Source organism: Halomonas sp. KO116 (assembly GCF_000734975.2).
Lineage (GTDB): Bacteria > Pseudomonadota > Gammaproteobacteria > Pseudomonadales > Halomonadaceae > Vreelandella > Vreelandella glaciei.
The window spans coordinates 3,688,625-3,705,676 of record NZ_CP011052.1 but is presented as its reverse complement, the minus strand read 5'-3'; the positions used below and the strand labels follow the sequence as shown (position 1 = coordinate 3,705,676).

The window sequence follows — 17,052 nt, the reverse complement described above, 5'->3', positions numbered from 1 at the left end:
CATGCTAATGAGAATCATGTTTAATTGTTATGTTATCTTATATCGATTATAGTTGAAGGAGCCGAATATGCGAAAGGGGATTCATCCTGCTTATGACTACGTGGTATTTCGTGACACCAGCTGCGGCGCCACTTTTCGGATCCGTTCTACCTGCACCTCAAAGCAGACAATTGTCTGGAAAGATGGCAAGACCTATCCGGTGATTGATCTGGATGTCTCTAGCGCGTCTCACCCTTTCTATACCGGCGAGCAACGCAGGGTTTCCGCAGAAGGTCGGGTGGCGCGCTTCCAACAGCGCTTTGGTAGGGTTTCGCGTCAGTCTTCTGACGCCAAATAGCGGAGCTATAGCGTGCAAGTACTCAGCTCACTCAAGTCGGCCAAAAATCGCCATCCCGATTGCCAAGTGGTCAAACGTCGCGGGCGGCTCTATGTCATTTGTAAGACCAACCCCCGTTTCAAAGCGCGCCAGGGAGGAAAGCACAAAAAATAGGCCGAAGGGGCTTTCATCAGCCGCTTATTTGCGTCAATGAATCGACAACGCGCGAGTTCCGAGGTGACGTTGATCGTTTATCAACAGGCACTTAAGCACGCCAGCAATTGGCTATGCCGCTCAGGGTGCGCTGCAATTAGGCTGTCCCATTGAGCGGGATTCGGCTCGCCAGTGAGATCCGTGACGGTGTAGCCAGCTTCTCGGGCAATCACAATACCGGCGGCGATATCCCAAAAGTCGAGCTTAGCGCCTTGAGACCAAAACGCATCAAACCGGCCCAGGCTGGTGTAGGCGATCTCCAGCGCCGCTGAGCCTGGGCTGCGGATGCCGGCCACCCGGGGCATTAGGGCAGCGAGTTGATCTAGGGCCGTCGTGCAGTCGCCTTTAGCATGGTAGGGCAGGCAGGTGCTTATTAGCATCTCGTTGAGTGGGCGCGGTTCCGGCGTGCTGAGTGGTGTGTCGTTGAGGAAAACGCCGAAACCAAGGCTTGCCCAGAGCATTTCATCAAGCAGCGGTTGATAAACAACACCAATGATCAGCTCGTTACCTTTAGTCACCGCGATGGAAACCGAGAAGTGAGGCACCCCATGCAGAAAGTTGCTAGTGCCATCAAGAGGGTCAATGATCACGGTATAGTTGCTATCGGTGGGTGTAAGCCCGCTCTCTTCACCGAGGAAAGCGATATCGGGAAAAACGCTGCTGATACAGTCGATAATGATGTTCTCGGCGGCTGTATCGTAGTAGCTGACAAAGTCTGACGCCCCCTTTTGCTCAAAGGCAATCCGACCCTTGAGCGAATATCCCTCGCGTAACAGCGCACCCGCCTCGTACGCCGCCTGCTTCACCGTTTCGAGCAGGTCATTGCTGCTATCGAGCATTGTATTTCCCCTAAGCATGCATCGTGTCTTATTGAATGGTCAAAACTGTATCTATGCAATGTAACAAACCATTCAATGTAACTAGCCATTCATGACATACCGATGACAGCGGCGGAAAGCTTGATAACTAAGCCAGAGTTTCCACTTCAAACCCCACAATTTGGCGCTGGACGCTAGAAAACTCCACGCCGATTAGATGGATGGGCTTGCCAGAGGCGAGATGCTTATCGGCATAGCCTTTGTGTTTGATCTGCGCCAGCGCTTTGCCTTCCGGCAGTTGTTCCACCACCTTGAACTCAAACAGGTAGATATGCCCACCAAAATCCACGCTCATGTCCACCTTGCCGTGGTGGCTGGCGTCTTCCACGGTCACATTCAGCCCCAAGGCTGCAAAGTGGCTGTAAAAGACGCTGGCATAATGGCCTTCGTATTTGGCGATGGGATTGTTGCGGTACCAGTCGTGGGGCAGACCTGCGTAGAGCGCTTTGAGGTGCGTTTCCAATCCGGCCAGGTCGTGTTGGCTTAAATGGCGAAACAGCGTACGGCGCTCACGTGGGGCGTTTTCGACACCTAGTGACGGCAGCAGCGCATGGTTGAGGCTGGTTTCGACTTCGCGGTTAGGGAAGCCAAGGGTGTACTGGCGGTAGCCCCGCAGAGGCTCTTCTACTTGCTGAATGGTCAGGTAACCGGTTTGAAACAGCAGGCCTTCGGTGCTGATCTGATCCACATCAAATTGGCTGAGCAGTTCGTACTCGGTTTCCCAATGATCCAACGAGGGGGTAAAAACACCGCGCTGCTTAAGAATGTCGACCAAAAACGTCGGAGTTGCGGACTCAAACCAGTAAGGGCCGAACTCGCGTTTCTGAAACAGCAACAGCACGTCGAAGGGGTTGTAGACGGACGCTACCTCGCTGCCACCCCAGCGGTAGCCGTTATACCACTGGCGGATCGCCTCGCGATCAAGGCCGGGTAGCTCAGGGGCGAACACCGTGTCGATGTCTTGGTCGGTGTAGCCGCAAATCGTGCTGAAGGGGGCATCCAGGGTGATATCGTTGAGGTTGTTCAGTCCCGAGAAAAGACTGACCTTGCTGAACTTGGAAACACCGGTCAGCAGCACAAAGTGTAGGTGCGGGTCGGCATCTTTAATAACGCTGTAAAGGTTCTTCAAGCCCTCGCGCAGTTCCCGGGCACGCTCCGGCACCAGGATGTTATCCAGAATCGGCTTGTCGTACTCATCAATCAGAATGACCACCCGCTGGCCGCTCTGCTGGTGGGCGGCGCGGATGAGGGCGGAAAACTCACCCGGTATGTCGGTTTTATGGTGGTGGGTAATGCCGAGTTGCTCACGTTGGACGCGTAACTGCTCACGGATACGTTCATCCAGCCCTTCACGGCTCTGCATCACGCCATCGGCAAAGCTAATCCGAATCACCGGATAGCGCTGTTGCCAGTCCCACCTGTCGTGAATATACAACCCTTCGAACAGCGCCTGGCGACCTTCAAACAGGCAGCGCAGGGTGTCCAGCAACAGGCTTTTGCCGAAGCGGCGTGGCCGCGAGAGGAAGTAGTATTTATTCTGGTTAACTAGGCGCTCAATGTGCGGGGTTTTATCGACGTAGTAATAGTTGCCCTCGCGGATATCCGAGAACGTCTGAATCCCGATGGGGAGCTTGCGGCGATGGGCATCCGTCACGGTGGGTCTCCAGAGCAAAAAACAGCGATACGAGCAGCAGTAGTTTAGCATGCTCAGGGGCTGAAATGCCTAGCCACGAGTCGTCAGCGTGCCGAGTGTTGTTCGCAGCCTAAGGCAGAGGTGTTGGTGGCAATGAATGAAGTAACAAGTGCTGGAGAGGGGGGAGAAACATCTCATGCAGCAGTGCCGCCAACAAGCATATCGTTATAAAAAGTGATTTAGCTCTCACCAGTTGACTTACCGCGCCTTAACGCAAATAATAATTATTGCCATTTAATTTGTGGTGTAATCAAGGCAGGAGGCCGAGCTGTGGATACCCAGACCTGGAGCGCTGAGTTAGAAGATATCTTCGTTAATCAGCGGCCCCGGCTCTGCTGTGTCGCTGCAAGAGTCTTGGGCAATGCTGATCAAGCCGATGATGTCGTGCAGGATGCTTATCTGAAAATTTCAGAAGCAACCACGCTTTTTGAAGTGAGGCAGCCCATATCCTACGTGTCACGCGTGGTGCGCAACCTCGCCATTGACCGCTGCCGCCGTTCGGCGTTTGAGTTAACGTTGTTTGCAAAAGAAGAGGAGGGCGAGGCCGCCTCTTACGCGTCACACTCCCCAGAGGTGATCGCGATTGACCGCCAGGCTTTGGCACAGGTGGTTAACGCGTTGGACGAGCTGCCCGAGCGTACGCGGCGCGCTTTTGAGCTCTATCGTTCGGGAAGTCATACGCAGCGGGAAGTGGCCCACTTGTTAGGTATTTCCACCACGTTAGTTAATTTTATGATTCGCGATGCACTGACTCATTGCCGCCAGTCGCTACAAGGTCAGACGTTGCCAGATCGGTAAGCCCACGTTCCATCCCCTCTTTGTTGTCGCTTTGTTACACTGTCAGCAAATAGCGTTGATACTATTACACGCTTCCCGAGACAGGTAATAGGCAGGCCGCAATAGCGAGGTTTGACAGTAACGATGGATAACGACAGCGGCGACGATGCCGTTTGGCAAACAGCGCTAGACTGGCTGATGCGCGAGCATGAGGAGACGTTGAGCGACGCTGATCGCGAAGTGCTGCATGCTTGGTTAGCGGCTTCTTCCCAGCACCGCCGTGTATTTCGTGAAGCCGAACAGCTATGGCTGCTAACGGGGATGATCCCAAGTGGTGATGAGCGCAGCTGATCAAGTCACTGTTTTTTGCTCTTCCTCCTTCGGTTGTCAGGCTAACTCAATGGTCGCGAGCTAAAGCTGCTTTCCACTGGTGCAGTTTTTAGCCTGGCATGGGAAATTCTATGCCGACGCCCTAGCGGCCCCTCTCCTTATTTTTTTCTATTTTCTTCCCCTCAGCATTAAATTTTCTGACGCCTCACTCGTCATTAAGTAATGAGAAGCAATTGCGTTTTATTTCTCATTTCTTAGGCAACGGTGAGGTTAGTCCCATGACAAGCTGTTTTGATCGTGAAGATGGTGTCTTCCGCGTATTAGTCAACCACGAAGAGCAGTACTCCCTCTGGCCCGAATGGAAAGCGATTCCCGCAGGCTGGACCGATACCGGCGTGCTTGGCGATAAGCCAACCTGCCTCGACTACGTCGAAAAAACCTGGACAGACATGCGGCCACTCTCGCTGCGCCAGTGGATGGATGAGCAGGCCAACGCCGAGGCGGAGCAGGTGAATGCAGGTTAAGCGTTTAAGGCTGCTCTGCCTGCCCTGCGCCGGGGCCAGCGCCACCATGTATCTGCGCTGGAAGCGCCAGTTGCCCGCCTGGGTCGAGGTGTACCCCGTCGAATTGCCTGGGCGTGGCGAACGCCTGGGTGAGCCGCTTATTGATGACTTCGAGACCCAGGTCGTGCGGCTGTGCGAAGAGCAGGCAACGCGGTTGCGCGGTGATTTTGCCCTGTTCGGCCACAGCATGGGGGCGTTGTTGGCCTACGGCATGGCAGCTCGCTTGCGTGATGTAGGGCGGCCTCAGCCGCGGATGCTGTTCGCCTCAGGCAGCGCGGCCCCCTCAATGCGCGACTCAGACCGCTTGGCGGGCCTTGATAACGACAAAGCCCTGATTGCGGATCTTCGCCAACAGGGCGGCACCCCAGAGGAGGTCTTCGAAAGCCCGGAACTGCTGCGCCTCACTCTTGATGTCTTGGCGGCGGACTATCGCCTCTGCCGCAGTTTCCGCTATCGCGGCGGGTCGCCGCTTGGTTATCCCTTACAGGTACTCGCAGGGCGCGATGACGATATCGAAAGAGAGCGTCTAGAGGCGTGGCAGCGAGAAGCGGGCGGGGCGTACTCGTTGGACTGGTTCGAAGGAGGGCACTTCTTTATTCGCCAGCAGCAAGCACAAGTGCTGGAGACTATCGAACGGGCACTGACCCGACGGCTTGAGGAGGTGCCCCATGCAGCGCCTACAGTTAGCTGAAGGGGCTCCTGAGGGGCTTGAAGTCTGGCGTTTATCGCTCGACCTGAACGCCCCGGTGGCTGACGACGATGATCGGTTGCTGAGTCGAGCCGAGTGGCAGCGTGCCCAGCGGCTTCACCGTCACGCCGACGTCGTACGCGCCGTGGCGACTCGCGCGGCCCTGCGGCGACTGCTATCAGCGCACACCGGTATAGCGCCAGAAAAGTTGGCGTTCACTCAGAACGCTTACGGAAAACCAGCGTTGGAAAACGCTGGTGGGCCTGCTTTCAATGTCTCCCACTCTGGCCATGTCGCCCTGATCGCGCTTGCTCCCGGCGGCGCGGTGGGAGTCGATATTGAGCGCTGCCGACCCGAGGCCGAACTGGCGCCGCTGCAAGGGCTGGTGCTATCGCCGAGTGAGCAGCTCGACCACGCACGCGACAGCTCCGCGCTGCCCTTCATGGAGCGCTGGGTGGTTAAAGAGGCAGTGCTCAAAGCCCTGGGTCTGGGCATCGCTGATCATTTGCAGGCGCTCTCGATCACTTCCTCTTTAGGGCCGCCAGGCACCTATCACCTTGAGCACTCGCTTCCCGTGTCATCACCTTTGCAAGCATGGCCGCTGCCAGCGCCGAGTGGCTATGCCGCTGCCCTGGGCTATGTCGACAAAAGCTATGTCGACTCGGACTGCACCTGCTATGCCCATGGCGCCCAGGGCCAACGCGACTCAACGACTTTTCAGGAGATCCATCATGGATAATCAAAGCGCAACACCAACGCAACCAACCAACACCATATCCAAACGTCAGGGGCCTGCTGATTCGGAGCTGCCCATTATGATTTCCCCCACCTATCCAGGGCAGCCGCTGCTGGAAGCCTTTGGCGAGTTGCGTGCTGATATTGAGACGCTGGTGGCCAGAGTCGGTGGGGTGTTGCTAAGAGGCTTCGATGTTCCCTCCGTGGACGATTTTCAGCAGTTTGCTGCCGCCTTTGGTCATCCGCTGCTGAGCTATGAGTTCGCCTCAACACCGCGTTCAGCGGTTTCGTCAGGCATTTATACCTCGACCGAGTATCCCGCTCATCAACATATTCCCCTCCACAATGAGCAGGCCTACACCCGCGAGTGGCCGATGAAAATCTGGTTCCACTGTGTCACCGCTTCCCCCGAAGGAGGAGAGACGCCGATAGCCGATAGCCGCGCCATTTACCGCCGTATGCCCGCAGAGATCCGCGAGCGCTTTGCCCCCGGCATTCTCTACGTACGCAACTACGGTGATTTCGATATGCCTTGGCAAAAGGTGTTTAACACCGAAGACCGCGCTGAAGTGGAGGCATTCTACCAGCGCGCGGGTATTCGCTGTGAGTGGAAGCCCGATGGCGACCTGCGTACTACCCAGTTATGCCAAAGCATAGAGACTCACCCTGTCACCGGTGAGCAGGTGTGGTTCAACCAAGGCCATCTTTTCCATGTCTCCAACCTGCAGCCAGAGGTGCGAGAGTCGCTGGAAGAGCTGCTAGACCCCGAAGACATGCCGCGCAACGTCTTCTTTGCCGATGGTAGCCCCATCGACGATGCCATCTTCGATGAGATCCGCGGCGTACTGGCCGACGAAACTGTGATGTTCCCCTGGCAGGCAGGCGATGTGCTGATGCTCGACAACATGCTGGTCGCCCATGCGCGCACGCCGTTTAAAGGGCCGCGCAAAGTCGTCGTCGCCATGGCGGAAGGTCACGGCAACCTCTCCAACGACTAAACATAACGCCTCATCTCACGGCCAGGAGTTCCAGCAGGTACGCATATGAATATAAGGCACGCCCAGACAATGAACAGCCACCCGTCCCATAATGTTGTTAACCACAGCTTCGTTGAGCATTTAAGTCGCCTGGCCCAGGAAAGGCCCAGCGACAGGGCGCTGATTGTAGTGAACGCTCAAGGTGATACCACCCTTGATTACGCCACCTTGGAGCGGCGTTCGCGTGCTTTGGCCAGCGAGCTACAGCAGAGGTTCCCGGCGGGTGAGCGTGCCTTGATCCTGCTGGATAACGATGAGCACTACGTGGTGGCGTTCTTCGCCTGCCTGTATGCCGGGGTGATTGCCGTGCCGGTCTTCCCTCCAGAGTCGGCCAAGCAGCAGCATCTGGCGCGCCTGCTCGCCATTGCCGCCGACTCTCAGGCCGCCTGTGTGCTCACCTCTACAACGATTATCGATGTGGTCGCATCGGCAAGCGAAGGCTTCGGCAGCGCCGAACTGATCCCCGTGGATGCCGTAGATGAGAGCCGCGCTGAACACTGGGTCGAACATCACCCCAAGCGTGGTGATATCGCCTTTTTACAGTACACCTCAGGCTCCACGGCCACGCCCAAAGGCGTTATGGTCAGCCATGGCAACTTGATGGCCAACGAGCGTGCTATCGAGACGGGCTTCTCGATTGGTGCTGATGATGTTTTCGTCAGTTGGCTGCCGCTTTACCACGACATGGGGCTGATTGGCGGCCTGCTGCAGCCCATCTATCGCGGTATCCCTGCGGTATTGATGAGCCCCACCTTCTTTTTACAGCGGCCGGTACGCTGGCTGGAAGCGATCTCCCGCCACCGGGGCACCATTAGCGGTGGCCCCGATTTTGCCTATCGGCTGTGTCTTGAGCGTATCCGCGACGAGCAGCTTGAGGCGCTCGATTTATCCAGCTGGCGGGTCGCGTTCTCAGGCGCTGAGCCGGTACGCCACGATACCCTCACTGGCTTTATCGAGCGCTTCCGCCCAGCGGGCTTTGCCGCTGACACCGCAGCACCCTGTTATGGCTTGGCCGAAGCGACGCTATTGGTTAGCTGTAATTCGCGCGGTACGGGCGTGGTGGGCACGGCTTTTTCTCAACAGTCGCTGGCCGAGGGAAAGGCTGCCTCAGCGGTTGAAGGCAACACCCTGGTGGGCTGCGGTACACCGGAACCTTGTCACGCTATCGATATTGTCGATCCTGAGGGGCTTCACTCGCTGCCCAATGGTGAAGTCGGCGAGATCTGGGTCAACGGGCCCAGCGTGGCACATGGGTATTGGCAGAATCCAGAAGCAACAGCGAAAGCCTTTGTCACCCGCGATGGGGTCAGTTGGCAGCGCACCGATGATACTGATGCACAGAACCACGATGCTCGCGATGATCGCTGGCTACGCACCGGCGATCTGGGCTTTCTGCACGAGGGGCAGCTGTATATTGCCGGGCGTATCAAAGATCTCATCATTTTGCGCGGCCATAACGTCTACCCACAGGATATCGAGAGCGCTATCGAGGCGGAAGTGGAAGCAGTGCGCAAAGGGCGCGTGGCGGCCTTTGCCGTGACCACCCCCGAAGGCGCCGAAGGCATTGGCGTCGCGGCAGAAGTCTCTCGCGGCATACAGAAGCTAGTGCCCGCCGAGAAGTTGGTCGAAGCGCTAAGCGAGACGGTGGGATCCGCTTGCCACGAGCCACTTTCGGTAGTGCTACTGCTCAACCCAGGTGGCCTTCCCAAAACCTCCAGCGGAAAGCTACAGCGCAGCGCCTGCCGCCAAGGCTGGGAGGCGGGTAGCCTGGATGCCTACGCCATTCACGCCTTTGGGCATTTTGTCAGTGGTGGTGACGCTGAGGACGCTGGTGGTGGAGAGTCATCACAATCTACTGCGGAATCAGGGAGCGAAACCGAGCAGACGTTAGCGATGCTCTGGCGCCAAGCGCTGGGAAACAACAAGGAAACGCCACTGGGAAGCAATGCTCACTTCTTCGCCAGCGGGGGTAATTCGCTGGCGGCGGTTCGACTAGCCGCCGCCATCAGTGATCACTGGGGCGTCGAGCTATCTCTGCACGCGCTGTTCGAGCAACCGCGCTTGTCTGCCATGGCTAAAGCTATCGAAGCATGCCTGGCGGCATCATCGGATCAACGGGTGCTGGTCATCCCACGCCTTGAAGATGCTCAACGTCAAGGCGATATACCGTTGTCAGAAGGGCAGCGTAGCCTATGGCTGACGTGGCAACTCGATCCCCAGAGCGCTGGTTACAATATGGCAGGGGCACTGCACCTCAAGGGGGTGTTGGATCTATCAGCGCTCAATGCAGCGCTGGAGGCCCTTGTTCAGCGACATGATATTTTACGTACTTACTACCCCTTGAGTGAGGCGGGAGAACCTGTTCAGCGGCTAGCGCAGGACTGGAGTCCTGAGCTGATCTGCAACGATATACCCGGTGATACCGTGGTTGAACAGGAGCAGGCATTGCATGACGCACTCACTCAACTGGCGCGGCAGCCTTTTGATCTTGAACAGGCGCCTCCTTTAAACGTCGTCCTCTACCGCTTGTCCACGGAGCACCATGTGTTAGCTGTCGTGCAGCACCACATTGCTGGCGATGGATGGTCAGTACAGGTGCTCATCGATGATCTATGCGCATTTTATGAGAGCGCCTGCACACAGCGAGACGTCGAGCTTGCACCTCTGCCAATACAGTTCGCAGATTATGCGGTTTGGCAGCAGCGTCAGCAGCACAGTAGTGAGCGGCAGGGCCAACTTGCTCACTGGTGTGAACGCCTCTCCGGGGATCATCCCCCGCTAGCGTTGCCCTTGGATCGCCCACGCCAAGCGATGTCCGCACCGAGCGAAGGCCACCTGCGCTTTACGCTTCCCGGTGAGTTGAGCGAGCAGCTACGTAGCCTAGCCCGTGAAAGAAACGTTTCACTCTATGCCGTGATCTTGGCGCTATTGAAGCAGACGCTGTATCGCTTTAGCGGTGAGACAGATATCAAGGTAGGGGCGCCGATTGCCAATCGGCATAAAGCCGAGCTTCAGGGCTTAATTGGGTACCTTATCAATGTCGTTGTGTTGCGCACTCAGATTGATCACACTGGAAATTTCGACCGTTTGTTAGATGAGGTGAACGCTACCCTGATCGATGCCCAGCTGCATCAGGATGTCCCCTTCGATCAAGTGGTGGAGGCGCTACAGCTAGAACGGCAACCGGGGGTACATCCGCTATTTCAGGTGAAGTGTACTCAGCAGGAAATGTGGCAGGCGGAGCGTCACGTGGCTGGCCTGGCCATTCAAGCCGAGCAGGTATTCACGGGTATTGCTCACTTCGATCTGAGTCTCGATTTTTGCGATGAGCCTGAGGGAATAACAGGTCTATTCGCCTACTCCGCAGAGCTGTTCGATGCCGCTACGATCGAGCGTTTCTGTCAGGCATTCCGGTGCCTGGCTGAGCAGGTCGTCGCTGATCCGCAGTCTCACACGGCGATGCTGGCGCTACCCGAGCCTATCTCCGTGCTGGAAGGCAACCAAAGCGAATTTCTTGCTCAGGATATACCCACCCTGCTGTCGAAAGCGGTGGCAGCTAATGCTGATGAGTTAGCCATAAACGACGGGCAGTACCGTTATACCTATGCCAGCCTGGATGCCCAAGCCCAGAGTCTGGCACAGGCGCTAATCGCAAAAGGCGTTGGTTCCGAGGTGCGTGTTGCCATTCACGCCGAGCGTTCATGCGAGTACGTGCTCGGCATTCTCGCCGTACTTAAAGCGGGTGGGACGTTTGTACCGCTGGATCCGCAACTGCCGAGTGAACGTTTGGCCTATCAACTGGCTGATAGTGGTGCTCGCTTAATGCTGAGCAGTACGGCTTGCGACTGGAATGGTGACGTTCCGGTAATGGAACTGGCGTTTGCCGACGATATTTCGGCTGCAGTCGAGCACGAACCACCCGTCATTCATCCCCAGCAGATCGCCTATGTGATCTATACCTCTGGCTCCACGGGCAAGCCTAAAGGGGTGGCGGTTAGTCACGGTGCTCTGGCCAATTACGTACAGGGCGTTCTGGAAGCGTTGGCGCTACTAGAGGATGCCCGCAACATGGCGATGGTCTCGACGGTAGCGGCGGATCTGGGGCATACGGTGCTGTTTGGTGCCTTGTGCACCGGCCGCACCTTGCACCTTATTTCCCCCGAGTGCGCCTTCGACCCAGATGCCTTTGCGGCTTATATGCGGGAACAGCGGGTGGATGTGCTCAAGATTGTGCCCAGCCACCTGCGGGCACTGCTGAGTGCTGCAAACCCGGCTGACGTGCTTCCGCACGAACGCCTGATTCTGGGCGGCGAAGCGACCGACTGGGCGCTACTGGCGCGTATTGCCGAGCTTAAGCCCACCTGCGGGGTGCTCAATCACTACGGCCCCACGGAAACCACGGTAGGTATTCTCACCCAGCAAGCCGACATGGCCGATCGAGCTGCCAGCACGCTGCCGATCGGCACACCGCTGGCCAATGCTCGGGCCTATGTGCTCGATCCCTGGCTTAATCCGGTGCCGAAGGGTGTTGCCGGTGAGCTCTACTTGGGTGGCCCAGGGCTGGCTCAAGGCTATCTACAGCGGCTGGGGCAAACGGCGGAACGTTTCGTTGCAAGCCCCTTCCATTCGGGGGAGCGGCTCTATCGCAGCGGTGACCGCGTGCGCCAACTGGCCGACTGTAGCCTGGAGTTCCTTGGCCGTGTGGATGATCAGGTCAAGATTCGCGGCTATCGGGTGGAACCGAGCGAGGTCGCTGCCCTGTTGCGCGACCAGCCAGGGGTCTCGGAGGCCGAAGTGGTCGCTCGGGAAAATGAGGAAGGACGCGCGCAACTGTACGCTTATGTGGTGATGGCAGCCGGGAGCGACGTTGAAGATGCTGTGTTACTCGCGCAGCTTGGCGAGCGCGTGCCGGACTATATGGTTCCCAGCGCCCTGGTACGGCTGGAGGCTCTGCCACTAACCGCCAATGGCAAGCTGGATCGCAAGGCGCTGCCCGAGCCAGTGCAAGCCGGTAGTGGTAAAACCTTTGAAGCGCCCCAGGGAGAAGCAGAAGAGACGTTGGCAGCGGTCTGGGCTGACGTGATCGGCTGCGAGCAGGTGGGGCGCAACGACAACTTCTTCGAGCTGGGTGGTGACTCCATCCTCAGCTTGCAGATCGTCGCGCGCTCGCGTAAGCGTGGCTACAAGGTAACGCCCAAGCAGTTGATGGAAGGGCAGACCATTGCCGCAGTGGCGGCGATGGCCACGCCCTTGGTGGCTGCCGCACCTAAACAAGCGGCTGCGCCCAGCAAGGCTGCTTCCTTTGCGCTGCTGCCGGTACAGCGCTGGTTCTTCGAGCAGAACTTTGCCAAGCCACACCACTGGAATCAGTCGTTGATGCTGGAAGCGGACAGTGGTGTAGATACCGCGCTGCTACGGCGTGCCATTGAGGCAGTGGTAGATCACCATAGCGCCTTGCGGCTGCGCTTTGAGCGCGTTGGCGATAGCTGGCAACAAGCCTATGGCAAGCTAGCCGACGATCTCCTCAAGCACGTGGACGTAAGCGATCATGCGGATCCGGCGCAGGTCATCACCCAGGCTGCCGATGCTGCGCAAAGCAGTCTGAGTTTGGCGCGGCCGTTCCGTGCTATCTGGATGGCACTGGGAGGCGAGCGCGGCGGACGATTGCTGCTAGTGGCTCACCACCTGGTGGTGGACGGCGTCTCGTGGCGCGTGATCCTCGACGACCTGCAAACGGCCTACGCGCAGTTAAATGCAGGAAAGATAGTCGACCTACCACCGGCAACCACCTCGCTAGATGAGTGGGCGCGTGCCCTGGCCGACTATGCCAAATCGGAGGCTTTGGCTGAGCAATGCTCCTATTGGGAGAGCCTTGTCAAAGAGCCAGAGCCTAGCCTACCTGCACATAATCCCCATGGCAGCAACACCGTCGCCGATACCGCATCGCTCGTTGGCAGTTTGCCTACCGAGGCGACCACGCAACTATTGGGGCCGGTGCATAAAGCATACCGCACCCAGGTGGATGACCTGCTTCTCACTGCACTATCGAGCGCCCTGTGCCAATGGGCAGAGAGAGAGAGCGTACTGATTGAGCTGGAAGGCCATGGCCGCGAAGACCTGTTCGACGGTGTCGATCTCAGTCGCAGCGTAGGTTGGTTCACCTCGCTCTACCCGGTTCGCCTGAGCCCAGATAATGCGGAGCCCGGCACAAGCCTAAAAGCAATCAAAGAGCAACTTCGCCAAGTGCCTGAAAAGGGGCTCGGCTACGGCGTGCTGCGCTATTTGAAAGAAGAGCCCGCGCTGGTCGGTGGTGCCTACCCCCAGGTCACCTTCAATTATCTAGGCCAGTTGGATCGCTCCCTACAGGGCGATGGGGCCTGGCGGCTCGCCAAAGAGAATGCAGGGCAGGCTCGCGCGCCGCAAAGCAAGCGCCGTACCTGGATTGAGGTGGTGGCCTGGGTTCAAGATGGCCAACTGCGCTTCGACTGGAATTACAGTCGTGAGATTCACCGCGAGGAAGCGATACACGCCTTGCAAGCAAGCTTCCAAGCGCAACTTGAGGCACTGATTAGGCACTGTGCTAGTGGCGTTCGTGGCGCAACACCTTCGGACTTCCCGCTGGCGGGGCTGAGTCAAGAGCAGCTGGACGGCTTGCCTATTGCCACCGACCAACTGGCGGATATCTATCCGCTGTCACCACTCCAGCAGGGCATGCTGTTCCATAGCCTCTACGATGACCAAGATGTGGCCTATCTCAACCAGTTGCAGGTAGAGATTACCAACCTGGATATCGAACGCTTCCAGCGCGCCTGGCAAAACGTACTCATGCGCCATGAGATATTACGCAGCGGCTTCCTGGAGCGAGCTGGAACGCCGCTGCAGTGGGTCGCACGTACCGTCGACTTGCCGTGGTTCGAGGCGGATTGGAGCGAACGAGCGGATCTATCAGGAGCGCTTGAGAGGCTGGCCGAGGAGCAACGGGCGCCATTCGATCTGACGGCGCCGCCCCTGATGCGTTCGGCGCTGGTGAAAATAGCAGATACCCGGCACTGCTTTATCTGGACGCGCCACCATCTGCTGCTGGATGGCTGGAGTACCTCGCAACTGATGGGTGAGGTATTGCGCAGTTACGCAGGGGAGACTCTGCCACCTACAGAGGGGTGCTATCGCGATTACATCGCTTGGCTCCAGCGCCGTGACACTGATGCCAGTGAAGCCTACTGGCGTGACCAATTACAGCATCTCGATGCGCCTACGCATCTCGTCAGCGCCATGCCTAGACCCCATGAAGCGCAAGCTGGGCATCAAGAGATCACCCTGTCACTGGATAGCACGACCACTCAGCAACTGGAGAGTTTCGCCAAAGCGGCTCGCATAACGCTCAATACGCTAATGCAAGGCGCCTGGTCGCTGCTGGTGGCACGTTACACGGGGCAAGATAGCGTCTGTTTTGGCGCGACCGTAGCCGGGCGACCTGCGGAGCTACCGGCGGCAGAGCAGTTGATCGGCCCCTTCATCAATACCTTACCGGTCATTGTCTCACTAGATCCCTCGCTTCGCGTCGATGAGTGGTTGCGCCAGTTGCAGGAACAAAACCTGGCGAGTCGTGAACATGAGCATACGCCGCTTTACGAGATCCAACGTTGGGCGGGGCAGGGTGGCCAGTCGCTGTTCGATAGTTTGCTGGTATTCGAGAACTATCCCGTTGATGCAGCATTGCATCAGAACCTGCCGGATGAATTGGTGTTCGGCGAGGTGGCCAACCGCGAACAGACCAATTACCCCGTCACGCTGGTGATTTTCCAGAAGGAAACGTTGGAGCTTTGCTGTGGCTATTCACGATCACAGTTAGATGATGCCGCTGCCGAGATGTTGATCCAGCATCTGGTAGGAGCGCTTAAACAGTTGAGTGAGTCGGCCACTCGACGAGTCGGTGAAATCGACTGGTTAAGTGACGGTGAGCAGCAACAGCTTGAGGCGTGGAGCGTTAATGATGAGCATTATAACTGGGAGGGCCCGATCCATCGTTTGATTGAGCGTCGTTCCAATATAGCGCCTGGAGCTACAGCCCTCATTTTCGATGATCAGCATCTCAGCTACGCCGAGCTTAACACCCGGGCCAATCGCTTGGCCCACTATCTGATTGGTTTTGGCGTACAACCTGAGACTCGAGTAGGCATCGCTGTTGAGCGCTCCGTCGATATGGTGGTGGGGCTGCTGGCTATCCTCAAGGCGGGTGGCGCCTATGTACCGTTGGATCCGGATTATCCGAGCGAGCGGCTGGCCTATATGGTTGAAGACAGCGGTATTGAGCTGCTGCTTACCCAACAGCACCTTCGCAATACGTTGCCGGTGTCTGAGAGCCTTGGCGTTATCGAGCTGGATCAATTGGACGTGGCGCATCATGCGTCAACCAACCCGGAGGTGGCACTGCACGGTGAACATCTCGCCTATGTCATTTACACCTCGGGTTCTACCGGGCGCCCTAAGGGTGCGGCCAACCGTCATCACGCGCTGACCAACCGCCTGCAGTGGATGCAAGACGCCTATGGGCTGACGACCGACGATGCGGTGCTGCAGAAAACGCCATTCAGTTTCGATGTCTCGGTATGGGAGTTCTTCTGGCCGCTGATGCAGGGGGCGCGGCTGGTGATGGCGCCGCCGGGAGCCCATCGCGAACCGGCACAATTGGTCGAGCTAATCCGTAGCCATAACATCACTACACTGCACTTTGTACCTTCAATGCTTCAGGCCTTCTTGGCTCATGGCAAGGTTGAAGACTGCACCAGTCTGACGCGCTTGGTATGCAGCGGTGAGGCGCTGCCGGCCAAACTGCAGGATCAGGTATTTGCCCGCTTACCTCAAGTGGCGCTCTACAACCTCTACGGCCCCACCGAAGCGGCCATTGATGTCACCCACTGGATCTGCCAAGACGATGGGCGCAACCACGTAGCTATCGGTCAACCCATCGCCGGTATCCGCACCTACGTGCTGGATGGAGATCTTAACTTAGCGCCACCGGGAGTTGCGGGGGAGCTCTATCTCGGAGGCATTGGGTTGGCACGGGGCTATCTGCACCGCCCTGACCTTACCGCAGAACGTTTTGTCGCCGATCCATTTGCGCAGGGCGAATGTCTCTACCGCACCGGCGACCTAGTGCGCTGGCGGGAAGATGGTCAGCTCGAGTACCTGGGCCGCCTCGATCACCAGGTGAAGATCCGCGGCCTGCGTATCGAGCTTGGCGAGATCGAAGCCGAACTACTCTCTCAGCCGGAGGTTCGCGAGGCAGTGGTAGTCGCTCAAGAAGGCCCCGGTGGTTTGAGGCTGGTGGCCTATGTGGTGCCCCAGGCCGACAGTGAACTCGACACTAGTTCACTGCGTGAAGCGCTGGGGCAGCGACTGCCGGGCTATATGGTGCCGGGAGTCGTGGTCACGCTCGATACGTTACCACTGAACCCCAACGGCAAGGTGGATCGCAAGGCGCTACCTGAGCCGGATTTGGCCATTGGCTCGCAGTACGAGCCGCCTCAAGGCGAGGTGGAAGTGGCACTGGCGAATATCTGGTCAGAAGTCCTTGGCGTCGAGCGTGTGGGGCGTCATGACAACTTTTTCGACTTAGGGGGGCACTCGTTATTGGCTTTAAGAGTGCAAGCCAGAGTGGAGGAACATTTCTCTATACGACTTCCCCTGCGTATCTATTTCGAGCAGGCCACTTTGGTCTCGATGCGTGAGTCCATTCAGGAGTGGGGTGAAAGCGTGAAAGAGGAAGAGGGCGCACAGCTCGAAAAGATGGCGGCGCTATTAGATGGTATGGAGAGCTGA

General features: G+C 57.6%; 11 protein-coding genes. 9 read left to right on the top strand and 2 right to left on the bottom strand.

The window, feature by feature from the left end:
• Positions 1–67: 67 nt before the first annotated feature.
• Positions 68–337, top strand: coding sequence for a type B 50S ribosomal protein L31 (locus tag KO116_RS16895; protein ID WP_035564221.1), 270 nt, complete (start codon positions 68–70; stop codon positions 335–337).
• A 12-nt stretch (positions 338–349) separates the two neighbouring features.
• A complete protein-coding gene (gene ykgO / locus KO116_RS24740; protein ID WP_082072625.1) occupies positions 350–490 on the top strand; it encodes a type B 50S ribosomal protein L36 in 141 nt (46 codons plus the stop codon).
• A gap of 80 nt (positions 491–570) precedes the next feature.
• Here the strand turns inward: ykgO and KO116_RS16890 are convergent, their stop codons facing one another.
• The gene (locus tag KO116_RS16890) at positions 571–1,368 is read right to left on the bottom strand and encodes an inositol monophosphatase family protein (protein ID WP_035564223.1); all 798 of its coding nucleotides are present in this window, start codon (positions 1,366–1,368) and stop codon (positions 571–573) included.
• A gap of 127 nt (positions 1,369–1,495) precedes the next feature.
• Positions 1,496–3,112, bottom strand: a complete 1,617-nt coding sequence (locus tag KO116_RS16885; RefSeq protein WP_082072624.1) for an ATP-binding protein — start codon at positions 3,110–3,112, stop codon at positions 1,496–1,498.
• A gap of 258 nt (positions 3,113–3,370) precedes the next feature.
• On the opposite strand from KO116_RS16885, the gene KO116_RS16880 reads away from it, so the two are divergent.
• The 7 genes from KO116_RS16880 (at position 3,371) to KO116_RS16850 (ending at position 17,052) form a co-directional block, all read left to right on the top strand.
• Complete coding sequence (locus tag KO116_RS16880; protein ID WP_035564227.1) at positions 3,371–3,898, top strand: RNA polymerase factor sigma-70; 528 nt, start codon at positions 3,371–3,373, stop codon at positions 3,896–3,898.
• A 123-nt stretch (positions 3,899–4,021) separates the two neighbouring features.
• Complete coding sequence (locus KO116_RS16875) at positions 4,022–4,228, top strand: FecR/PupR family sigma factor regulator (RefSeq protein WP_035564229.1); 207 nt, start codon at positions 4,022–4,024, stop codon at positions 4,226–4,228.
• Positions 4,229–4,485: 257 nt separating this feature from the next.
• Positions 4,486–4,731: an MbtH family protein gene (locus KO116_RS16870; RefSeq protein WP_035564240.1), complete on the top strand. Its 246-nt coding sequence runs from the start codon at positions 4,486–4,488 to the stop codon at positions 4,729–4,731.
• Entirely contained in the window at positions 4,721–5,461 is a 741-nt protein-coding gene (locus KO116_RS16865; RefSeq protein ID WP_035564231.1) for a thioesterase II family protein, read from the top strand. The genes KO116_RS16870 and KO116_RS16865 overlap by 11 nt, the downstream gene beginning before the upstream one ends.
• Entirely contained in the window at positions 5,439–6,197 is a 759-nt protein-coding gene (locus tag KO116_RS16860; RefSeq protein ID WP_052703792.1) for a 4'-phosphopantetheinyl transferase family protein, read from the top strand. Before KO116_RS16865 ends, KO116_RS16860 begins: the two co-directional genes overlap by 23 nt.
• Entirely contained in the window at positions 6,190–7,191 is a 1,002-nt protein-coding gene (locus KO116_RS16855; RefSeq protein WP_045812162.1) for a TauD/TfdA family dioxygenase, read from the top strand. The genes KO116_RS16860 and KO116_RS16855 overlap by 8 nt, the downstream gene beginning before the upstream one ends.
• Positions 7,192–7,260: 69 nt before the next feature.
• A complete protein-coding gene (locus KO116_RS16850; protein ID WP_035564234.1) occupies positions 7,261–17,052 on the top strand; it encodes a non-ribosomal peptide synthetase in 9,792 nt (3,263 codons plus the stop codon).